Consider the following 19,668-nt stretch of genomic DNA (forward strand, 5'->3'; position numbering starts at 1 on the left):
GCCGACCCAGCCATGATCGCCTTCGCTGAAGCCCTTGCGCGTGTGCAGGTTGCGAGAGACATTGCCGCCCTTCGTGCCGCGCGCCAACAGCCGGCCGCGCGCGGCCTGAATGGAGATAGCAATGCGGACGGTCATCTACGCCCGGTTCAGTCACGAAAACCAGAACCCCCGGTCCACGGCTGACCAGATAGCGCTCTGCCGCGAGCGTGCCGACCGGGAAGGCTGGCAGATCGTAGGCACATTCGAGGACGCCGCCATTTCCGGCGCCGCCGGCATCGGTGAGGATCAGCGCCCCGGCCTGAACGCCATGATGCGCATGGTCGAGTCGGGCGGCGTCGACCAGGTGCTGGCGGAATCGACCGACCGCATCGCCCGCCATGTCGCCGACGCGCACAATCTGCGCGAGCGCATGGAATTTGCCGGTGCCCGCCTGTTCACCCTCTTCGACGGTACCGTTACCCCGATGATCGGGCTGGTGAAGGGCTTCATGGATGCCCAGTTCCGCACCGATCTGGCCAAGAGGGTCAGGCGCGGTCAGGTCGGAACGGTGAAGCAAGGCCGCGCCAGTGGCGGCATCCCCTACGGCTATGTCCAGGCGAACAGGCTGGACGACAAGGGCGGGGTGATCCGTGGCCTCCGCGAAATCGATCCTGACAAGGCCGCGATCGTCGTCCGCATCTTCACCGAATATGCGCGGGGCAAGAGCCCCTTCGCCATCGCCACCGACCTCAACGCGGATGGCGTGCCCGGTCCGCGCGGCAAACTATGGTACAGCACCGCTCTCTATGGCGAGAAGAACCACAAGCGGGGCATCTTGCGGAATGAAATCTACATCGGCGTGCTGACCTATGGCCGCAGCCGGCAGGTGGTAAATCCGCAGACCCGTCGCCGCCTGATGCGCCACAATAGCGAAGAGGATGTGCTGCGCGTCCCGGTGCCAGATATGCGCATCATCGATGACGACCTGTGGCAGAAGGTGCAGGATCAGCTGGAGGCCAACAGCACCACAACGCCGCACCGGGCGCGCCGGCCGAAGCATATACTGTCAGGTATCGCCGTTTGCGGCGTCTGCGGTGCCAATTATGTACTGAAGTCGGGCACGCACTGGGGTTGCAGCGTCAAGAAATATGGCGGCGCCTGCACCAATGGCCGGCTCATCAGCACCGAGGATTTTGAAAGGCGCGTCCTCGCCGATCTGAAATCCGGGATGCTCGCGCCGGACGTCGTCAGCGCCTATGTGCGCGAGTATCACCGCGACTTCGCCCGCGCTGCCGCCGACCTGGGCCGCGATCGAGGCAAGATCGAGCGAAAGCTGGAGGATGCGAAGCGCCGCAAGGAGCGCCTGCTGACAGCTTTTGCCGAAGGGGGCAGTGAGTTTGCGGAGATCCGCGACCTGCTCACCAAGGCGCGAGCCGACTTCGACCAGCTAACGCGCGAGTTGGCGAACATGGACGCGGTGCCGACCGTCCTGACACTCCATCCGCACATGGAGGAAGTCTACCGCCGACAGGTCGAGGAACTGGAACAGGCCCTGTCCGCGCCGGAGGCAAAGCTGGAGGCTGTCCCGCGCTTGCGCGCCATGCTCGCCCGCGTCGTGGTGCATCCCAACCTCGAAAAGAAGCGTGGCGTCATCGTCGAAGTCGTGCGCCAGATGGACGAAATCCTGTCGCTCGCAACCGGAACAGTCCGCCTTTCACAATTACGCTAATGCACCGTGTCTTTCCGCAAACTCGTCTCCATAATGATTGGCAACCGCGCGGGAGAACCAGCCGCCCCGCCCGGGCAACGGCAGGACCGGCAATTGCACCAGGTCGAAGCGGTCGATCATGAAATCATAAAGGCGGATTTCGTCAGCGTGCACGACGTCCTCGGCATCATGCAGCACGACCGCCTTGTAGCGGAATCGACTCGCTGCTTCCTCCGCCAGCATGGCGCGCCAGAGCAGGTTGAGGCAGTCCGCCTTGGTCGTGGGGCCGGGCCTGTCGTTAATCGCGAGCATCAGGCGCGGATCGTCCTGCGCCAGCGCGGCGACCGCGTCGATCGTCGCCGGGTCGTTAGGATAGGCGCCGATGAAGATGCGATATGGCGCATCGCCCCAGCGGCTCAGCGCATGGCGCAGCATCGGGGCGATCACCCCCGATTCCTGCCATGCGGGGACGAAGACGGCGATCCTGCCCGGACGGGAGGATGCGGGCAGGGTGGTCGTGGTCATCCGTGAATGACGCGCATAGACGGTCAGGTCGCGCCACGTCTTTCGCAGGAGAAAGAGGATGTCGACGAGGAGATCGTCCAGCCCGCCGAGCGCAAAGCCGGCGGCCGCGAACAGCAGCAACTCATGGTGCAGCGCGGCCATGACGGCAACAAACACATCCCCCAAAGGCTTGACCCCCAATGCCTTGTCGGGGACAGGATGGCATTATTGCATGGCGCTTCCAAGTCTTAGGCTTGAGCGAGGCGCGCCGAAGGAGGAATTTTCCGCATGTCAGGTCGCCCCCAGTCGGCGCTTCGCGATTTTCTGACGGGTGAGACCGGCGGCGCGGTCCTGCTGATCCTGGCGGCGGCCGCAGCGCTGCTGCTCGCCAATCTGCCGGGGCCGTCCGGTCATTTCTATCATGATCTGATCCATGCGGAACTCGGCCCCACCTTGTCGCCGAAATTGGGGCCGATGACGGTTCATCTGTGGATCAATGACGGGCTGATGGCGATCTTCTTTCTGGTCGTCGGTCTGGAGATCAAGCGGGAGTTTCTGGATGGCGGGCTTTCGACATGGGACCGACGCCGACTGCCGATCGTGGCGGCGGTTGCCGGCATGGCCGGTCCGGCACTGATCTATCTGGCGCTTACGATGGCGCGTCCGCAACTGGTCAATGGATGGGCCATTCCCGCCGCCACGGACATCGCTTTTGCCATCGGCGTGCTGGCACTGCTCGGCAGTCGCGTCCCTGCTTCGCTCAAATTGTTCCTGACGGCGGTGGCGATCGTCGACGACATGGGCGCGGTCGCGATCATCGCCCTATTCTATACCAAGGGCCTGGACCTGGCGGCGCTCGCAGGCGCGGCTGGCATTCTGGCCGCCCTATATTGTCTCAATCGCGCCGGCGTGCGGTCGCTTGCGCCCTATCTCCTCGGCTTTGCCTGCCTCTGGTATCTGACTCTTCTGTCGGGTGTTCATGCCACGGTCGCGGGCGTTCTGGCCGCGATGACGGTGCCGATCCGTTGTACGCCCGGAGCGCCGGACGCGCCCGACAGTCCGCTGCACCGACTGGAACATGCCGTCCATCCGTGGAGCGCCTACGCCATCATTCCCCTGTTCGGGTTCGTGAACAGCGGACTGGCGTTGAACCGTGAGATGTTGGTCGCCCTGACTACTCCTTTGCCGCTGGGTGTGGGGCTTGGCCTGTTCCTGGGCAAGCAATTCGGTGTGTTCGGTGCTATCTGGGTATCGACGCGCCTCGGCATTGCCGAGCGGCCAGCCGGCGCGAGTTGGGGGCAGGTCTATGGCATGGCCGTGTTGTGCGGGATCGGCTTCACCATGAGCCTGTTTATCGGCGCGCTCGCCTTTCCCGACGACCCGTTGCTCGTGGAAGAGGCGAAGGGCGGTGTCCTGATGGGGTCGCTGCTCTCGGCCCTTGCCGGCTTCGCCATTCTGCGCTGGATCGCCCCGGTGGCGCGACGTGCTGTCCAGAACCCCGATTAACGCGTTCGCGAGCGGCTGCGGCCATGCTATAATTCGAAAGTCGACTTGCGTGTGACTCGCATTGTCGGCCCATCGACCAATCTCACGAAAACAAGCGAGGAGGGCGAGGATGAGGATGGAGACGGATGTCAATTATCTGCTGCATCGCCAGCAGATGTCGTTGATCCGCGCACAGGCCAGCTCGTCGCGAGAGGGACGCGTAGCCTATGAAAGTCTGGCGCGCAGTTACTCGGATCAGATCGACGCTTATCGCAGGGAAAATGAACGGCTGATCGTCCACGCCCATTGAGGGCGTGGCGATCACCGCCGCCGGATCAGGCGCTCGATCGCATGGCGGTGGGTTTCGTCGCTGCCGCATTCCCTTTCGAGTATGTGTTTGATCTTCTCCAGTTCGGCTTCGGTCAGATGCTCGATGCCGATGAAGTCGTTGCGCGCACCATCCATCGCCCGGATCAACTCGTCCAGTTTCGCCTGGATGGCCGAGCTGTCGCGGTTTTGTGCATTCTGGATGAGGAACACCATCAGGAAGGTGACGATGGTGGTCCCGGTGTTGATGATCAGTTGCCATGTATCCGAATAGCGGAAGATGGGGCCCGTGAGCAGCCACAATAGGATGACGATGCCGGCCAGGATGAAGGACAGGGGCTGCCCCGCCCAGCCGGCTACGCGATGCGAGAACGCGGCGAAAATCCTGTCCATGCCAAGTCTCCTGGGTGCAGGGCGTTTATCCCGCGTTAAGCGGCGTGTTGCCATGACGCCGGCATGATGGCTACTCCTTTCCGTTCGTTGTGCCTGCTCCTCGCGGCAGGCTCCATGGTCGCATCCTGCGCCAGCCTTTCGCCCGAATCACGGCTGCGTTCCGGCCTGTTAGATGCGGGCCTGTCGCCGAGAACGGCTGGTTGCATGGCGGCGCGCATGGCTGACCGGCTCAGCATCGTCCAGTTGCGGCGGCTGCAGTCGCTCGCCTCGCTCCGCAAGTCTCACAGGCAGGAAATGACGCTCGACCAATTCCTTCATAAGGTCCACGCTTTGCAGGATGCGGAGATCATCGCGGTAACTGGCAAGGCAGCTCTGATATGCGCTTTCTAGGCTGAATTTCGCAATAAACAGGCAGGGTATCGGCGGGCGGTTTTGCAATTTTGCAAAGTGGTTTTGCAAAATCCGCTGGCGCTCCTTTGCCGGCTGTGCTTAGCCGCTGGACATCAGGTTCAACGCAAAAGGACGGGCCAGCCCATGAACATTCACGAATATCAGGCCAAGGAACTGCTGGCCAAGTACGGCGCGCCGATCGCCGCTGGCTATGCCGCTTTCTCGGTCGATGAAGCCGTCGAAGCCGCCAAGAAGCTGCCTGGACCGCTCTATGTCGTGAAGTCGCAGATCCACGCCGGTGGGCGTGGCAAGGGCAAGTTCAAGGAACTCGCCCCCGAAGCGAAGGGCGGCGTCCGCCTGGCCTTCAATCTCGACGAAGTTAAGGCCCACGCCACCGACATGCTCGGCAATACGCTGGTCACTATCCAGACCGGCGAAGCGGGCAAGCAGGTCAACCGCCTCTACATCACCGATGGCGCCGACATCGCCAAGGAATTCTACCTGGCGCTGCTCGTCGATCGCGCCACCAGCCGCATTGCGTTCGTCGTGTCGACCGAAGGCGGCATGGACATTGAAGAAGTCGCCCACTCGACCCCGGAAAAGATCCACAGCTTCTCCGTCGATCCCGCTTCGGGCTTCCAGCCGCACCACGGCCGCGCCGTCGCTGCAGCCCTGGGTCTGACCGGAGACCAGGCGAAGCAGGCCGCCAAGGTGGCGTCTTCGCTCTACGCCGCCTTCCTCGACACCGACGCCGAGCAGATCGAAGTCAATCCGCTGGCGCTGACCGAGCAGGGCAATCTGCTGGTGCTCGACGCCAAGGTCGGGTTCGACGGCAACGCCATGTTCCGCCACAAGGACATTGCCGAACTGCGCGACCTGACCGAGGAAGATCCGGCGGAAGTCGAGGCCAGCGAGTATGACCTGGCCTATATCAAGCTGGACGGCAACATCGGCTGCATGGTGAACGGCGCGGGCCTGGCCATGGCAACCATGGACATCATCAAGCTGAACGGCGAATTCCCCGCCAACTTCCTGGATGTCGGTGGTGGCGCCTCGAAGGAGAAGGTGACAGCAGCCTTCAAGATCATCCTGAAGGATCCGGCGGTGAAGGGCATTCTGGTCAACATCTTCGGCGGCATCATGAAATGCGACATCATTGCCGAGGGCATCGTCGCTGCCGCCAAGGATGTGAACCTGTCGGTTCCGCTGGTCGTTCGCCTGGAAGGCACGAACGTCCAGCAGGGCAAGGACATTCTGGCGCAGTCTGGCTTGGCCATCGTCCCGGCGGACGATCTGGGCGACGCGGCCAAGAAGATCGTGGCGGAAGTGAGGAAGGCAGCCTGATCGGCTCTTTCGCCTGAACGATACACCAAAGGGTGCGGGTGGTCCGGAAACGGGCTGCCCGCGCCCATGTTCCCATTTGGGGATCTGGCGTTGATAAGGAGGATGTAAGATGAAGATCCTTGTGCCCGTGAAGCGGGTTATCGATTACAATGTGAAGCCACGAGTGAAGGCGGATGGGACGGGCGTCGACCTGGCGAACGTCAAGATGAGCATGAACCCGTTCGACGAGATCGCGGTTGAGGAAGCGATCCGCCTGAAGGAAAAGGGCGTGGCGACCGAGGTCGTGGCGGTGTCGATCGGGGTGGCCAAGGCGCAGGAGACGCTGCGTACCGCGCTGGCGATGGGTGCGGACCGGGCCATCCTGATCCAGACCGACGACGAGGTCGAACCGCTGGGCGTCGCAAAGTTGCTTGCCAAGGTTCAGGAAGAGGAAGGCGCTGGCCTCATCATTCTGGGCAAGCAGGCGATCGATGATGACAGCAACCAGACCGGCCAGATGCTCGCCGCGCTGCTGAACCTGCCGCAGGGCACCTTCGCATCCAAGGTCGAGGTCGAGGGCGACAAGGTCAGCGTCACGCGCGAAGTCGATGGCGGTCTGGAGACGGTGAAGCTCAACGTTCCGGCGATCGTCACCACCGACCTGCGCCTCAACGAACCGCGCTATGCCTCGCTGCCCAACATCATGAAGGCGAAGAGCAAGCCGCTCGCGACCAAGACCCCTGCCGATTATGGCGTGGACATCGGCGCCCGGCTGGAAACGCTCAAGGTCACCGAACCGCCCAAGCGCACCGCCGGCGTCAAGGTTGCCGATGTCGATGAACTGGTCGCGAAGCTCAAGGCTCTGGGAGTTGCCGCATGAAGACGCTTGTCTGGGTTGAACATGAGGGCGGCGCCGTCAAGGACGCGACCCTTTCCGCCGTCACCGCTGCCGCGAAGCTGGGTGAAGTGCATCTGCTGGTTGCCGGTTCGGGCGTTGCCGCCGTCGCAGACGACGCCGCCAAGATCGCGGGCGTGGGCAAGGTCCATGTCGCCGATGACGCGGCCTTCGGCCATGCGCTGCCGGAGAATGTCGCGCCGCTGATCGTCGCGTTGATGGATAGCCATGATGCGTTCGTCGCCCCGGCCACCAGCAACGGCAAGAATATCGCGCCGCGCGTCGCGGCTCTGCTCGACGTGATGCAGATCAGCGACATCCTGTCGGTGGAGAGCGAGGACACGTTCACCCGTCCCATCTATGCCGGCAACGCGATCGCGACGGTCAAAAGCAAGGATGCCAAGAAGGTCATCACCGTGCGCGGCACGGCCTTCGAGAAGGCGGCCAGGGACGGCGGTTCGGGCGCGGTGGAAGCCGTGGCTTCGACCGGGGACAAGGGCCTTTCCGCCTTTGTCGGCGCTGAAATCGCCAAGCTGGAGCGCCCGGAACTGACCTCGGCGAAGATCATCGTATCGGGCGGCCGCGCGCTCAAGGACGGCGAGACGTTCGAGGCGACCATCTTCCCGCTCGCCGACAAGCTGGGCGCGGCCGTGGGTGCGTCGCGTGCCGCTGTCGACGCGGGCTATGTCCCCAATGATTATCAGGTCGGCCAGACCGGCAAGATCGTCGCACCGGAAGTCTATATCGCGGTCGGCATTTCCGGCGCTATCCAGCATCTGGCCGGGATGAAGGACAGCAAGACCATCATCGCCATCAACAAGGACGAGGATGCCCCGATCTTCCAGGTGGCCGACATCGGCCTGGTCGGCGATCTGTTCAAGATCGTGCCGGAGCTTACCGAGAAGCTGTAATCCAGCGCCATGCAGTCGGAAAGGGCGTGGAGAGTGATCTCTCCACGCCCTTTTTCATTGCCTGCTTTCCGCCGCGTCTTTCGGGCGGTCAGATAGTCATCTGACCTGAACATGCTGCTATTCGCAGTTGATGTCGTTCTTGTCGATGGCCCGGCCCGCCAGTGCGCCGCCGCCGGCGCCGAGAATGGTGCCGAGCGTCTTGGAGCCGCCGGGGGCGATGATGTTGCCGAGCACGCCGCCGGCGATGGCGCCGACTATGGTGCCGGTGGTGCCGTCGTCGCGCTTGCAATAATAGCGACCGTCGCGGTCGCGGTAGATGGTGTCGTTGTCGCCGAGGCGGCGACGCTCGTAGCGGGGCGGGCCGCGGCGGTCGCTGGGGCGGTCATAGCCGTAGCCGCCACCATAATTGTCCGAGGTACAGGCGCCGAGCGGCAGCATCGCAAGGATGGCGGCGGCCAATAAGGGCTTGTGCATGATGGTCTCTCCTGTGTCGCCCTGTCGCAGGATCAACCCCGGAACGGAGCGATGGTTGCGTCGGGCGATTGTCGCGGCGGCAGAGGGAATGCCGCCCGCCGAGGCCGTGAGAGGGGGGAAGAGCGGCGTCGGGCGGGCGGCGACCGGCGGCGAGCGGGGGGATGTGCCGCCGGGAGGGGGAAGAGACGTCAGTTGGGCAGGGGACGGGTCGGGCTGGTGGCCGGCGAGACGACCGGGCCGGTCGGCGTCGCGGGGGCGGCGCTCTGGTCGGCGAGATTGGCCCTGGCGTCGTTATAGCGGGTGACGAGATCATTCTTGAACTCGGTCAGCTTGCCTTCGTCATAGAGTTTCTTGCCGACATAGCCGGCGATGGCGCCGAAGATCAGGGTGCGGATCATGGGGGTGCTCCTTGTTTTGGGGTTTGGAGCGATAACCGGCGGGGCGGCGGCGAGTTCCCCGAAATTCGAGCCGCGCGTCGGGACGCCCTCAGGCGTCGGCGACGGGGAGGTGTTCGCCCTGTTCGCGGCGGGCGCGGTTGGCGTCGCCCAGATCCTGGCGGCGGGCCATGGCGAGGAAGGCGGCTTCGGAGCGCAGGCAGCGGTCGCGGACATTGTCCAGCGTGGCGGAGTCGGCTTCGCCGCGGGCCTTGGCGGCGAGGGCGCGATAATCGGGATTGGCCATGGTGCGCTCCTGTAAGGGGAAAGAGGGAGCAGATGGCGCCGGGCCGGGCGACGCGCGATCGCGCCACCCGGCCCGAAACCGGGCCGATTTATTCGGCGTGCGAGATGTTCACGGCCGCCATCTTGCCGCGACGGTCCTGCTCCAGATCATAGGAGACGCGGTCCTTTTCGCGCAGCGTGGCGAGGCCAGCGCGCTCGACGGCGGTGATGTGGACGAACGCGTCCGGGCTGCCGTCATCGGGGGCGATGAAGCCATAGCCCTTGTCGGCGTTGAAGAATTTGACGGTTCCGACGATGCTCATGGAATATTCCTTCTTTCAATGCGACGCATCCCGCGTGGACGCGCCGGGTTGCTAGAGGGGCAGGGAAAGAAGGATATAGGGAGCCGCAAAGCGCCGAAGACCGTCGATTTGCGACTATAGCCCAACCCATATAGGGCATCCCGGCCGAAATAGCAAATCGGCGGCCAGACGGGCGGGCGACAGGCGCATGGCGGGGGCAACAGGCGTGCGGGCCGACGGGGCGGGGCGATCAGCCGGGACGCGCCTGCGCCGCCGCGCCCGTCGCCGCCGCCGTGCCGCCGCCCTGGGCGAAGCCGAAATAGGCGTCGCGGGCGCGGGCCGCGGCCTCCGCATAGGGGCGGTGCTCCTCCTCGTCGCGCAGGGCCAGGGCTTCCTCCTCCTGTGGCGTCAGGTCGCGCTCATAATCGTCGGGATCGTAAAGTTCGTCGCTTTCCTCTCCGTCGAAGCCGGGCGGGGCGGGATAGTCGGTGCGCCAGACCTCCCGATCGTCATCCCACCAGATACCGCGCAGCCGGGCGGCGGCTTCCTCGGGCGGAAGGGTCATGAGCCGGACCGGCGGGGTGCGAAGTTCACACCGTTCCTGCATATCGGAAATCTGCGGTTTCTGGCCCCCGCGCAGGGCGAGGCGGGCGGCGATGAAGAGGGCCACCGAGGCGGCGGGGGAGAGGGCGGTCGCGGCCTCTTCGGCGACCGGATCGGGCGTGTCGGGCATGGCGCCGTCGAGCATCCGGGCGTCGTCCATATGGCGGGCGCTGGGTTCGGCGCCGGGGCGGGGCAGGTCGAGGCGGTCGGCTTCGTCGCGCGCCGCCTCTTCCGGGCAGATCAGGTCGAGAAAGGCGACGAAATCCTGCGCGACGACGCGGGCGAGCGCGGCGTCGGACCCTTCGGGCGGGGAATCCGCCATGCGATCCAGCCGCGACAGCATCGACATGGCGAGCCGGTTGTCGTGGCGGTGGCGGGTGACTTCGAAATTATCCTCGTCGCGGCGGATCGTGTCGGTGCAGCCGGTGATGGCGCGGGCGAGCAGATCATCGGCGAGGCGCGCGCGGGCGATGAGGATGGCCGCGTCCCAGCCGAGGCGAAAGGCCGCGCCGTCGCGGCGGATGCGCAGGGCATAGGCCGAGCGGGCGGTGATGCGGACGGATTCGCAGGCGAGGCGGACGACGCCGCTGGACGCCAGGGTTTCGAGGAAACGGCGCTGGCGCGCGGGCGACCAGCCATCCTCGCGGATCTGCGGCGCGGCGGTGGGGAGGGGCGGGAATTGCACGGTCATGGCAAGGCTCCTGCATGAAGAATGAGGCTTGCCGGGAGGGTAGGCAGATCAGGGGCGTGTAGGACAGCAAATAGGATTTTGGGGAGGAAGGTGGCGGTTTACCAGTTGCCCCCGGCGTCCTTGATGGCTTTCAGCAGCGCCTTTTTGGAGGCGGTGCGGCGCGTTCCGCTGTTGCGGGGCATGATCGCGGCATCGCCCAGCGCCTCGCGGCCGCGCGCGAGGTCGCGCCCAAACTCTTCGAGCGAAATGGCCGGTCGGCTAGATTTGTAGGTCCGAAACGCCAAAATCGTTTCCCGTTTCTTCGCGGATGCGCCTTTCCATATAATGGAGGTCGAGGTCTTTCGAAAGTCCGAAGAGAATACGCGCCTGTTCCAGCATTTCGGGCGCGGAGCCGGAGGCATATTGGCCCATGCGGTCGGCTATCAGGTCTTCGGGAGCGATCGTCAGGAACTGAGCGCCGTTGGCGGCATCGAAAAGGCGTACCCGGTCGAGATCGGCCAAGCCATCGAGCAGGGTCGAGCCGACCACTTAGAAGCCCAATTGCAGGTCCGGGTGTATCCAGCCGCGCGTCAGCGTTCCGGGTCCAGAGGGGCGAACGAAGCCATGAGCGCGGAGGGCGGCCTCAAAGGCGTCCTGTCGAGCAATCACATCGAAATCGCCTGTCGCGAGAGCGCTGCCTGAATAGAGTTCGGCGGCCGCGCCACCTACGAGGATCGGTGGGCGAATGCCTTGCGCGTCCATATGCTCGCTGACTGTGGCGAAGATTTCGAGCGCGGCGGCAAATTCGGGGCGGTAGCCGCTCATGGAAACGAGCTAATTATTTCCGTGCTTCTCTGTAATCGCGCGCAGTTCCGCCATGACCTGATCGTGCGGGATGCTGGGCCGGGGATCGGCCAAGGACGCCTTGATTTCGGAGCGGAGCCAAGCGTCATAAGCCTCGGCTTCCTCGGTCGTCGCGAACTCGGACTCGATGGGGGTGAGTTGGCTCATCTGCGCAAAATTACCAAGAAAAGAGCTCTCTGCAAATAAGAGTTTTCAGGCCATCAAGATAAGCAAAATTTCTATGTGCTCGCGGCGCGCGCTAACCGATCATAGATAATTTTCTGATACAGTCCTTCTGCAAAGGCGATATACCCTGACTTTGCAATTCCGCCATGTATATCTTCAACAAGAAGCCAAGCTCGCACAGATTGACCCCAATAAGTATTGATCAACGCACGATCTTCTTCCGGTAGAGAAGATATTTCTAACGACTCAAAAACAACTATTCTTGTACCACTGGCGGCAATTTCAGATTTATTTTCAAAATCTTTTAAGCTTAACTTGATATCTATATAATTTCCTTCGCCAATCAAAACTCTCAAAAGGGCTGGAACTTTGATTGCGGTGTTGGTTCTGCCAGAATTGATAAGAGATGCCGAGACTGTAAAGAGAGAATTCTTCCGTATCAACTCTTGCTGCACGATTTCAATTCGGCGTTCTGCGATAGGCAGATTTGTCTGAAGATCAGCGTACGACTTTTCAGCAGTTTCAAGACGTTTTTCATAAGCTTTGATCAGATCGCTCGCAACTGTCTCCAAGTTAGAAGGATCGAACTCCACCTCGGGTGATAAGGGGGCATTCCAACTGTCGACCTGATACCTTGTAAGAGCGGTCGGGTTGACAGCTCTAAGCTGCTCAACAGATCTTTTTCGATCCTCGATTTGAGCAGGTAAATCCCTAAGTCTTTGTTTTGCTAACTCAAGAAGATTCTGGAGATTATCAATTGTTTCTCCAGAATTTTTCCCCGTCCGCCCAAATAGCTCTGGTTCTCCAAAGTAAGAGTAATTTCTTCTTTTTTCTCCGTAGAGAACCTTCAATTCCGCATCATCATGAATTGCGATCGTTGTTGAGTCGCTGAGTACGCGCTTGATTGAACTGATTTCTATCGCGAGCTTCGGGGTGTTGATGTAGTAATTTTGCCAGATTGGAACACCGAAAGCGACAAGAAGCCCAATTCCAGCAGAAATTACCGGGACGATTGCCGGATTTAAGCCGCCGACGAACGCTAAAACCCAACCTCCCAACAAGCCAGCAGCAAAAGCAGTAGGATAATAAAGCAGTCGGACGGTCTTTCTGGAAATTCGACGTTGCATTTTCGGCCCCCACCGATTGATTAGGCTGCGGCAATAAGAGGTTTCATCGTTGATATTTAATTAATCGCGTATCTCACTATCACTCCGCCGCCACAGCTTCCAACCCCAGCAACGGCGCGAGATAGCGCCCGGTAAAGCTCCGGGCGTTCTTCGCGACCTTTTCCGGCGTGCCTTCGGCGACGACTTCGCCGCCCTTGACGCCACCCTCTGGGCCCATGTCGATGATCCAATCCGCCGTCTTGATGACGTCCAGATTATGCTCGATCACGACCACGCTGTTGCCCTGGTCGACCAGGGCGTGGAGGACTTCGAGGAGTTTGCGGACGTCCTCGAAGTGGAGGCCGGTGGTGGGCTCGTCCAATATGTAGAGGGTGTTGCCGGTGGCTCTGCGGGAGAGTTCCTTGGCGAGCTTGACGCGCTGGGCTTCGCCGCCGGACAGGGTGGTGGCCTGCTGGCCGACCTTGATATAGCCAAGGCCGACTTCCGCGAGCATCGCCATCTTGTCGCGGATCGGCGGGACGGCCTTGAAGAATTCGACGGCATCCTCGACCGTCATGTCGAGCACGTCGGCGATCGACTTGCCCTTGAACTTCACCTCCAGCGTCTCGCGATTGTAGCGGGCGCCGTGGCAGACATCGCAGGTGACATAGACGTCGGGGAGGAAGTGCATCTCGATCTTGATGAGGCCGTCGCCGGTGCAGGCTTCGCAGCGGCCGCCCTTGACGTTGAAGCTGAAACGGCCGGGCTTGTAGCCGCGCGCCTGGGCTTCGGGCAGGCCCGCGAACCAGTCGCGGATATTGGTGAAGGCGCCGGTATAGGTGGCCGGGTTGGAGCGCGGGGTGCGGCCGATGGGCGACTGGTCGATGTCGATCACCTTGTCGCAATGGTCGAGGCCGGTGATCTTGTCATGCGGGCCGGCAACGATGCGGGCGCCGTTGAGGGCGCGGGCCGACGCGGCGTAGAGCGTGTCGATGGTGAAGCTGGACTTGCCCGATCCCGATACGCCGGTGATGCAGGTGAAGGTGCCGAGCGGGATCGAGGCGGTGACGCCGGTCAGGTTGTTGGCGCGGGCATTGTGGACGGTGAGCTTCTTGCCCGACCCCTTGCGGCGCTTCATCGGCACGTCGATGCGGCGGGTGCCGTTCAGATAGTCGGCGGTCAGGCTGTCCCTGTGGGCGAGCAGTTCGGGCAGGGTGCCCTGCGCGACGATGGTGCCGCCATGGACGCCCGCGCCCGGCCCCATGTCGACGATATAGTCGGCGGCGCGGATCGCATCCTCGTCATGCTCCACGACGATGACGCTGTTGCCGAGGTCGCGCAGGCGCTTGAGGGTCACGAGCAGCCGGTCATTGTCGCGCTGGTGCAGGCCGATCGAGGGTTCGTCGAGGACGTAGAGGACGCCCGACAGGCCGCTGCCGATCTGGGAGGCGAGGCGGATGCGCTGGGACTCGCCGCCCGACAGGGTTCCGCTGGTGCGGTCGAGATTGAGATAGTCGAGGCCGACATTGTTGAGGAAGCCGAGGCGCTCCACGATTTCCTTGAGGATGGCGCGGGCGATCTGGTTCTGCTGGTCGTTGAGATGGTCGGGGAGGGCGGAGAAGAAGGCGAGCGCGTCCACCACCGATCGGCGGGTGGAGAGGCTGATGTCCTCGCCCGCGATCTTGACGGCCAGCGCCTCGGGCTTGAGGCGGGCGCCGTGGCAGGTCTCGCACGGCATGGCGGTCTGGTACTTGGCCAGCTCCTCGCGCATCCAGGCGCTGTCGGTCTGGAGCAGGCGGCGGTTGAGGTTGCCGATGACGCCCTCGAACGCTTTCTTGACCTCGTAGCTTTTCTTGCCGTCCTGGAAGCGCAGGGTGACGGGCTTGCCGCCGGTGCCGTGGAGGATGATGAGCTTCACCTCGCCGGGGAGGTCGGCCCAGGGGGTGTCGAGGGAGAAGCCGAACTCGCGGGCGAGGGAGCCGAGCACCTGCATATAATAGGGGCTGGGCGGGTTGGACTTGGCCCAGGGGACCACGGCGCCCTTCTTGATCGAGAGGGCTTCGTTGGGGACGACGAGTTCGGGGTCGAACTCCTGCCGTTCGCCAAGGCCATCGCAGGCCGGGCAGGCGCCCAAGGGGGCGTTGAAGGAGAAGAGGCGCGGCTCGATCTCGGGGATGGTGAAGCCGCTGACCGGGCAGGCGAATTTTTCGGAGAAGACGATGCGGTTGGCGGGGATGCCGGCGCCCTTCATCTTCTTGTCGGCGGACTGGACTTCATCCTCGCGGCCCGGCACGACGCCGTCGGCGAGGTCGACATAGGCGAGGCCGTCGGCGAGTTTCAGCGCCTGCTCGAAACTGTCGGCGAGACGCGTGCCCATGTCCGGCCCCACGGCGAGGCGGTCGACCACGACTTCGATGTCATGCTTGTATTTCTTGTCGAGGGCGGGGGCGTCCTCGATCAGGACCATCTCGCCGTCGATGCGGACGCGGGTGTAGCCCGCCTTCTGCCACTCGGCCAGTTCCTTGCGATACTCCCCCTTGCGGCCGCGCACGACCGGGGCGAGCAGGTAGAAGCGGGTGCCCTCCGGCAGGAGCATCACGCGGTCGACCATCTGGCTGACGGTCTGGGCGCTGATCGGGAGGCCTGTCGCGGGCGAGTAGGGGATGCCGACGCGCGCCCAGAGGAGGCGCATATAGTCGTAGATCTCCGTGACGGTCGCCACCGTCGAGCGCGGGTTGCGGCTGGTGGTCTTCTGCTCGATGCTGATCGCGGGGGACAGGCCTTCGATATGCTCGACATCGGGCTTCTGCATCATCTCCAGAAACTGGCGCGCATAGGCGGAGAGCGACTCCACATAGCGGCGCTGCCCCTCCGCATAGATGGTGTCGAAGGCGAGGGAGGATTTGCCCGAGCCGGACAGGCCGGTGATGACGATCAGGGAATCGCGGGGCAGGTCGACGTCGACGCCCTTGAGGTTGTGCTCGCGAGCGCCGCGGACGCTGATGTGGGTGAGGCTCATGGGGCGTGTTGTTCCAGATTTGTTCTGATCGGGCAAGCGCTGGCGCGCGGACTGGGGGCAAAATAGGGATTTGGGCGCAGAAGGGAAAGGCGAGGCTGCCAAATGCTTTTTTCGGCGCGCCAAGGAGGGAGCCTGGATGCCGCGGCAGCCCTGACGCCCAGGCAATGGAGCGGCAGGGCGCGCGCGAGGAGGTGGGCGCTGCCGCGCGCCTTCGCCCAGATATGAAGCGACGGCGCGCGCCCGCCTGACTGATGTCGTTCGTCGGCAGCGACCGGCGGTTCGTCCGCCGCTGACGCCGCCCGGCGACCGGCGGATGACGGTCATCGAACCGCGATTTGCCCTTCCTGCCGTAGCGTTATCATGGCGGCGTTAAGGGACGGTTCAGCGCCAGTAGCGTCGTCTCTTCCACATCAGTTCATCCCGATCCGGAGTGCCCGACAGCATCTGGATACGCCCCCGGCCTTCCCTTGCGCCGGGGGCGTTTTCATTCGTCCCCGACCGTTGCGATTCGCTCTTTCCGTTACGGTTCATGTCGTTTGCCGGGCGGCGCATGTCGTTCGTCGCGCCGTTCGTCCCCCGTCCCTGTGTCATTGGTCGAAGCCGGCGTCGTTGGCCGACGATGGTCGCATCCGGTCGAACCGGACGCGCACCGGCGGGGGACTGCGCCTACACAGGATGGGCGAGCGGGACAGGAGCCGACCCCGAAAACCTCCGGCTCCCCCGCTCGCAACACCGGCGCCGCGACGCCCCCCAAGAGGCGGCCCGGTCAAACCAGTTTGTGAGGAGATATGCCCATGTTCCGTTCGTCCAAGATCGCCGCCGCTTTCGCCACCGTCACCCTGATCGCCACCGCCGGTGCGGCTTCCGCCGAACCCTTCGAATCCAATGGCCGCAGCGCCGAAGTCTATCATGGCGACCTGAACCTGGCGAAGGCCGACCACCAGAAGCAGCTGCGCAGCCGGATCTCCCGCGCCGCGTCGCGGGTGTGCGCGACGACGGACCTGGCGGCGATGACCGCCTGCCGCAGCAAGGCGATCGCCCATGTCTCGGTGCCGGTGAACGCCGCCATCGCCCGCGCCGAAACCGGCGAACGCTATGCCGATGCAGGCAAGGAGGTTCGCGCCCTCACCGGCAACTGAGCGCCGGCGCGCGCGCCTGTCGGAAACGAAACGGCCCGGAGATGATCCGGGCCGTTTTCGCATGTGGCGCAGCGGCGGTCGGGCCGGATCAGCGCGGCCCGGTGAGGATGGGATGGGCGAGGCGCAGTTCGTCGCTCAGCCGTTCGATCGTCTCGACCTCCACGGCCGAGCCGATCGGATCGAGGGTCCAGTTGCAATGCGGATGGGTGGCGCGATCATAGAGCCGCACCGGCCCCAGCAATCGGCGCCACTTGTGTTTCTGGCCGCCATGATCGCGCAGCAGCCGGGCGACGAGCAGGTCGGTCATCTGGTCGGCGGTCATGCGCGTGCCTTGCCCTCTATTTGCGGCGGTATCGGAAATACCAGACTTCGTGGCCGATGCGCCGGGCCTTCGCTTCGTAGCGGGTTTCGGGCCAGCCGCCGGGGCGGTTCTGGAAATCCTTCGGCTCGCTGGCCAGCCAGTCGAAATCGGGATGGCCGTTCATCACCATCAGCGCCCAGCGCAGATAGACCGGATGGTCGGTGCCGAAGCGGAATTCGCCGCCGGGCTTGAGCTTGCGGGCGATCATCGCGACCGGGCCGGGGTTCATCATCCGACGCTTGGCGTGGCGCGCCTTGGGCCAGGGATCGGGATGGAGGAGATAGACGAAGCTGAGGGCGCCGTCGGGGATGCGGGCAAGCACGTCGAGCGCATCGCCCATGTGCAGGCGCACATTGCCCAGCGCCTGGTCGCGGACATGGCCGAGCGCCTGGACCACGCCGTTGAGGAAAGGCTCGCACCCGATGAAGCCATGGTCGGGCAGCAGGTCGGCGCGCCAGGCCATATGTTCGCCGCCGCCGAAGCCGATTTCGAAATGGAGCGGGCGGTCATAACCAAACAGGTTCGCGGCGGTCACTTCGCCCTCCGCCGGGACGGACAGGGCGGGGAGCAGCGTGTCGACCAGCTCCTGCTGGCCCTTGCGGAGCTTTGGCCCCGACTGGCGCCCATAGAGGCGGTTGAGGGTCGTGGGGTCGCCGGATTTATGCGCAGTCATGGGGCGCGCGCTTAGCCGGGGGAACGGCGCGGGGCAAGCAGGACGATGTCAGATGCCGAGCAGCGGCCAGAGGATGATGAGCAGCCCGACCAGGCTGGCGAAGAACATGATCGTGCGGACGACCGGGATGCCGAGGCCGTAGAGCGGCAGATAGACGATGCGCGCACCCAGCCAGATCCAGCCGCCCAGCGCGGTCCACTCGCTGGTCCTGCCCGCCACCACGACCCCGATCAAGGCGACGATGGCGATGGGCAGTGTTTCCATATAATTGGCCTGGGCACGGGAGAGGCGGCCGCCGAGGGGATTGAGCTGGGGCAGCCGTTCGTCGCGGGCGCCCATATTCCATTTGGCGCCATATTGCTTCGTCTTCACATGGGCGGCGGCGAAGATGTGGACGAGGAGCAGGATCATGCCCCAGGCCAGGATCGTGAGTTCGACGGGCATGGTGATGTCCTTCCCTTTTTCCGCCTCTTAGCAAATCCGGATCGCGCAGGACAGAGCAAGCCCGCGGTTCGTGAGCATGTCGGGGCTGCGCCCGAAGCGAATGGGGAGGGACTTACAGGGTCAGGCCCACCCGTCCGATCAAGGTTGCCCCGGCATGGGTATTGCCGGTGGCGGCGATGTCCGTGTCGGCGTAGCGCAGGCCCGCGGACCAGCGGCCGCGATACCAGTCGAGCGCGACGCCATGGTCCCAATAGCCGCCATCGGGCCGCAGGCGCGCGGCGCGGAGGGGGCTGCGAACGTCGCCCGATGACCGGCCGAGATGGCCGGACAGGGTAAGCGGGGTGCCCGGGATGCCGATGGCGGCGCTGGTCGAGAGATAGAGATTGTCGCCGCCGATCGCCGATTGGCGCGGGGCATAGCGGGCGCCGAGATCGACGCTGGCCGGGCCGAGGGTGAAGCCAGCGATCGCGCCGACTTCGCCATAGCCCTGGTCGGACGCACCGGGGAAGAGATGGTAGCGCCCCTCGGCCGTCAGGCGGAAGCCCCCCAGTTGCCGGGCATAGCTGGCGCCCAGGTCGATGGCCGCGTCGGCGCCGCCATGACGCGCGCTGCCCCAAAGGCTGGTCGCCGTGCCGTCGAGGCTGAGGCCGTCTGCGACCGGGAGGGACAGGGTGCCGCGCAGCACCGGATCGCCGCCGCTCCAGCCGAGGCCGCGGCGGCGATCTTCGCTGACGACTTCGAGCGTGACGGTCGGGCCGGCGGCATCCTGGGCGGCGGCCGGAACGGCATGGCCGGCGAGCAGCAGCGCCCCCAGCCATGCCTTGCGGCGGATGCGATCAGTTGGAGGCAAGCGCGCGCGCCGAGTCCAGTTCAGCCAGCAGCGGACCGCGATCCGCCTGCGCGACCGCGACCAGATGCGCCCGGATCGCGTCCTGATGCCGGGCGAGGTCGCGCGCGCCCGGCTGGCGGCCCGGCGCGCAGGCGCCGGCTTCGCTGCCCGAGAAGCGCTGGTCGGTGGCAATGGTGCGGGCCAGCGCGGGGCCGTGGTCCAGCCTGCGGTCGACCATGATGGTCGCGGTCCATTGGCAGCGCTGCGCGTCCATGCGGTTGGGGGTGCGGGCGCCGACCGTCTTGCTGTGGATGTCCGCGCGGGCAGTGTAGGTGGCGCCGAGTTGCTGGCCGTGATGCTCCAGGGAAACGCTGTGGGTCGCTGCTGCGGCCACGAGCGCGATAAGCAAACTCATGTCTTTCTCCTGCTGTGACGCCGCACTTTG

Annotated in this window: 25 protein-coding genes and 1 pseudogene; 8 read left to right on the plus strand and 18 right to left on the minus strand. The window is 64.2% G+C overall.

The window, feature by feature from the left end:
* Nucleotides 1–121 precede the first annotated feature (121 nt).
* Complete coding sequence (locus tag K3M67_RS03160; protein ID WP_285832263.1) at nt 122–1,708, plus strand: recombinase family protein; 1,587 nt, start codon at nt 122–124, stop codon at nt 1,706–1,708.
* 3 nt (nt 1,709–1,711) lie between these two features.
* Here K3M67_RS03160 and K3M67_RS03165 read toward each other — a convergent pair.
* A pseudogene (locus K3M67_RS03165) lies at nt 1,712–2,353 on the minus strand (glycosyltransferase); the annotation flags it as partial.
* A gap of 126 nt (nt 2,354–2,479) precedes the next feature.
* Between K3M67_RS03165 and nhaA the strand changes: the two are divergent.
* Nucleotides 2,480–3,697, plus strand: a complete 1,218-nt coding sequence (gene nhaA / locus K3M67_RS03170) for a Na+/H+ antiporter NhaA (protein WP_066861627.1) — start codon at nt 2,480–2,482, stop codon at nt 3,695–3,697.
* 109 nt (nt 3,698–3,806) lie between these two features.
* Complete coding sequence (locus tag K3M67_RS03175; RefSeq protein ID WP_157102577.1) at nt 3,807–3,986, plus strand: hypothetical protein; 180 nt, start codon at nt 3,807–3,809, stop codon at nt 3,984–3,986.
* Nucleotides 3,987–3,997: 11 nt separating this feature from the next.
* Here K3M67_RS03175 and K3M67_RS03180 read toward each other — a convergent pair whose 3' ends face one another.
* Entirely contained in the window at nt 3,998–4,396 is a 399-nt protein-coding gene (locus tag K3M67_RS03180; protein ID WP_066861624.1) for a low affinity iron permease family protein, read from the minus strand.
* A 63-nt stretch (nt 4,397–4,459) separates the two neighbouring features.
* Here K3M67_RS03180 and K3M67_RS03185 point away from each other — a divergent pair, with 63 nt between their 5' ends.
* The 4 genes from K3M67_RS03185 to K3M67_RS03200 all read left to right on the plus strand — a co-directional run bounded on the left by K3M67_RS03185 (nt 4,460) and on the right by K3M67_RS03200 (nt 7,915).
* Complete coding sequence (locus K3M67_RS03185; RefSeq protein WP_066861621.1) at nt 4,460–4,786, plus strand: hypothetical protein; 327 nt, start codon at nt 4,460–4,462, stop codon at nt 4,784–4,786.
* A gap of 144 nt (nt 4,787–4,930) precedes the next feature.
* Complete coding sequence (gene sucC, locus K3M67_RS03190) at nt 4,931–6,130, plus strand: ADP-forming succinate--CoA ligase subunit beta (RefSeq protein ID WP_066861617.1); 1,200 nt, start codon at nt 4,931–4,933, stop codon at nt 6,128–6,130.
* A 109-nt stretch (nt 6,131–6,239) separates the two neighbouring features.
* Nucleotides 6,240–6,989 (plus strand): electron transfer flavoprotein subunit beta/FixA family protein, encoded by a 750-nt coding sequence (locus tag K3M67_RS03195; RefSeq protein ID WP_285832264.1) that lies wholly within the window; start codon nt 6,240–6,242, stop codon nt 6,987–6,989.
* Nucleotides 6,986–7,915, plus strand: coding sequence for an electron transfer flavoprotein subunit alpha/FixB family protein (locus tag K3M67_RS03200; RefSeq protein WP_285832265.1), 930 nt, complete (start codon nt 6,986–6,988; stop codon nt 7,913–7,915). The genes K3M67_RS03195 and K3M67_RS03200 overlap by 4 nt, the downstream gene beginning before the upstream one ends.
* A 117-nt stretch (nt 7,916–8,032) precedes the next feature.
* Here the strand turns inward: K3M67_RS03200 and K3M67_RS03205 are convergent, their stop codons facing one another.
* The 11 genes from K3M67_RS03205 to uvrA form a co-directional block, all read right to left on the minus strand.
* Complete coding sequence (locus tag K3M67_RS03205; protein ID WP_285832266.1) at nt 8,033–8,389, minus strand: glycine zipper 2TM domain-containing protein; 357 nt, start codon at nt 8,387–8,389, stop codon at nt 8,033–8,035.
* 188 nt (nt 8,390–8,577) lie between these two features.
* Entirely contained in the window at nt 8,578–8,787 is a 210-nt protein-coding gene (locus K3M67_RS03210; RefSeq protein ID WP_066858122.1) for a hypothetical protein, read from the minus strand.
* 88 nt (nt 8,788–8,875) lie between these two features.
* Entirely contained in the window at nt 8,876–9,070 is a 195-nt protein-coding gene (locus tag K3M67_RS03215; RefSeq protein WP_066858125.1) for a hypothetical protein, read from the minus strand.
* Nucleotides 9,071–9,158: 88 nt separating this feature from the next.
* Nucleotides 9,159–9,371, minus strand: coding sequence for a cold-shock protein (locus K3M67_RS03220; protein WP_066858127.1), 213 nt, complete (start codon nt 9,369–9,371; stop codon nt 9,159–9,161).
* Between the two features lie 229 nt (nt 9,372–9,600).
* Nucleotides 9,601–10,644: a hypothetical protein gene (locus K3M67_RS03225; RefSeq protein ID WP_285832267.1), complete on the minus strand. Its 1,044-nt coding sequence runs from the start codon at nt 10,642–10,644 to the stop codon at nt 9,601–9,603.
* A 98-nt stretch (nt 10,645–10,742) separates the two neighbouring features.
* Nucleotides 10,743–10,928: a hypothetical protein gene (locus tag K3M67_RS03230; protein ID WP_285832268.1), complete on the minus strand. Its 186-nt coding sequence runs from the start codon at nt 10,926–10,928 to the stop codon at nt 10,743–10,745.
* Complete coding sequence (locus K3M67_RS21925) at nt 10,903–11,172, minus strand: hypothetical protein (protein WP_353051163.1); 270 nt, start codon at nt 11,170–11,172, stop codon at nt 10,903–10,905. The genes K3M67_RS03230 and K3M67_RS21925 overlap by 26 nt, the downstream gene beginning before the upstream one ends.
* A complete protein-coding gene (locus K3M67_RS21930) occupies nt 11,173–11,448 on the minus strand; it encodes a hypothetical protein (protein ID WP_353051164.1) in 276 nt (91 codons plus the stop codon). It abuts the gene before it with no gap.
* Between the two features lie 9 nt (nt 11,449–11,457).
* A complete protein-coding gene (relB, locus tag K3M67_RS03240; RefSeq protein ID WP_285832269.1) occupies nt 11,458–11,634 on the minus strand; it encodes a type II toxin-antitoxin system RelB family antitoxin in 177 nt (58 codons plus the stop codon).
* A gap of 71 nt (nt 11,635–11,705) precedes the next feature.
* Complete coding sequence (locus K3M67_RS03245) at nt 11,706–12,779, minus strand: hypothetical protein (protein ID WP_285832270.1); 1,074 nt, start codon at nt 12,777–12,779, stop codon at nt 11,706–11,708.
* 79 nt (nt 12,780–12,858) lie between these two features.
* Nucleotides 12,859–15,777 (minus strand): excinuclease ABC subunit UvrA, encoded by a 2,919-nt coding sequence (uvrA, locus tag K3M67_RS03250; protein WP_285832271.1) that lies wholly within the window; start codon nt 15,775–15,777, stop codon nt 12,859–12,861.
* 794 nt (nt 15,778–16,571) lie between these two features.
* Between uvrA and K3M67_RS03255 the strand changes: the two genes are divergently transcribed.
* Nucleotides 16,572–16,916, plus strand: a complete 345-nt coding sequence (locus K3M67_RS03255; protein WP_285832272.1) for a UrcA family protein — start codon at nt 16,572–16,574, stop codon at nt 16,914–16,916.
* Nucleotides 16,917–17,004: 88 nt separating this feature from the next.
* On the opposite strand, the gene K3M67_RS03260 is transcribed toward K3M67_RS03255, so the two are convergent.
* The 5 genes from K3M67_RS03260 to K3M67_RS03280 all read right to left on the minus strand — a co-directional run bounded on the left by K3M67_RS03260 (nt 17,005) and on the right by K3M67_RS03280 (nt 19,638).
* Nucleotides 17,005–17,238 (minus strand): hypothetical protein, encoded by a 234-nt coding sequence (locus K3M67_RS03260; protein ID WP_066858146.1) that lies wholly within the window; start codon nt 17,236–17,238, stop codon nt 17,005–17,007.
* Between the two features lie 16 nt (nt 17,239–17,254).
* Entirely contained in the window at nt 17,255–17,950 is a 696-nt protein-coding gene (gene trmB, locus K3M67_RS03265) for a tRNA (guanine(46)-N(7))-methyltransferase TrmB (protein WP_066858149.1), read from the minus strand.
* 48 nt (nt 17,951–17,998) lie between these two features.
* A complete protein-coding gene (locus K3M67_RS03270) occupies nt 17,999–18,394 on the minus strand; it encodes an MAPEG family protein (RefSeq protein WP_066858152.1) in 396 nt (131 codons plus the stop codon).
* 112 nt (nt 18,395–18,506) lie between these two features.
* Complete coding sequence (locus K3M67_RS03275; RefSeq protein ID WP_285832273.1) at nt 18,507–19,244, minus strand: TorF family putative porin; 738 nt, start codon at nt 19,242–19,244, stop codon at nt 18,507–18,509.
* Complete coding sequence (locus K3M67_RS03280; protein ID WP_066858158.1) at nt 19,231–19,638, minus strand: hypothetical protein; 408 nt, start codon at nt 19,636–19,638, stop codon at nt 19,231–19,233. Before K3M67_RS03280 ends, K3M67_RS03275 begins: the two co-directional genes overlap by 14 nt.
* Nucleotides 19,639–19,668 lie beyond the last annotated feature (30 nt).

The sequence above is a fragment of the Sphingobium sp. V4 genome (assembly GCF_029590555.1).
Classification (GTDB): domain Bacteria; phylum Pseudomonadota; class Alphaproteobacteria; order Sphingomonadales; family Sphingomonadaceae; genus Sphingobium.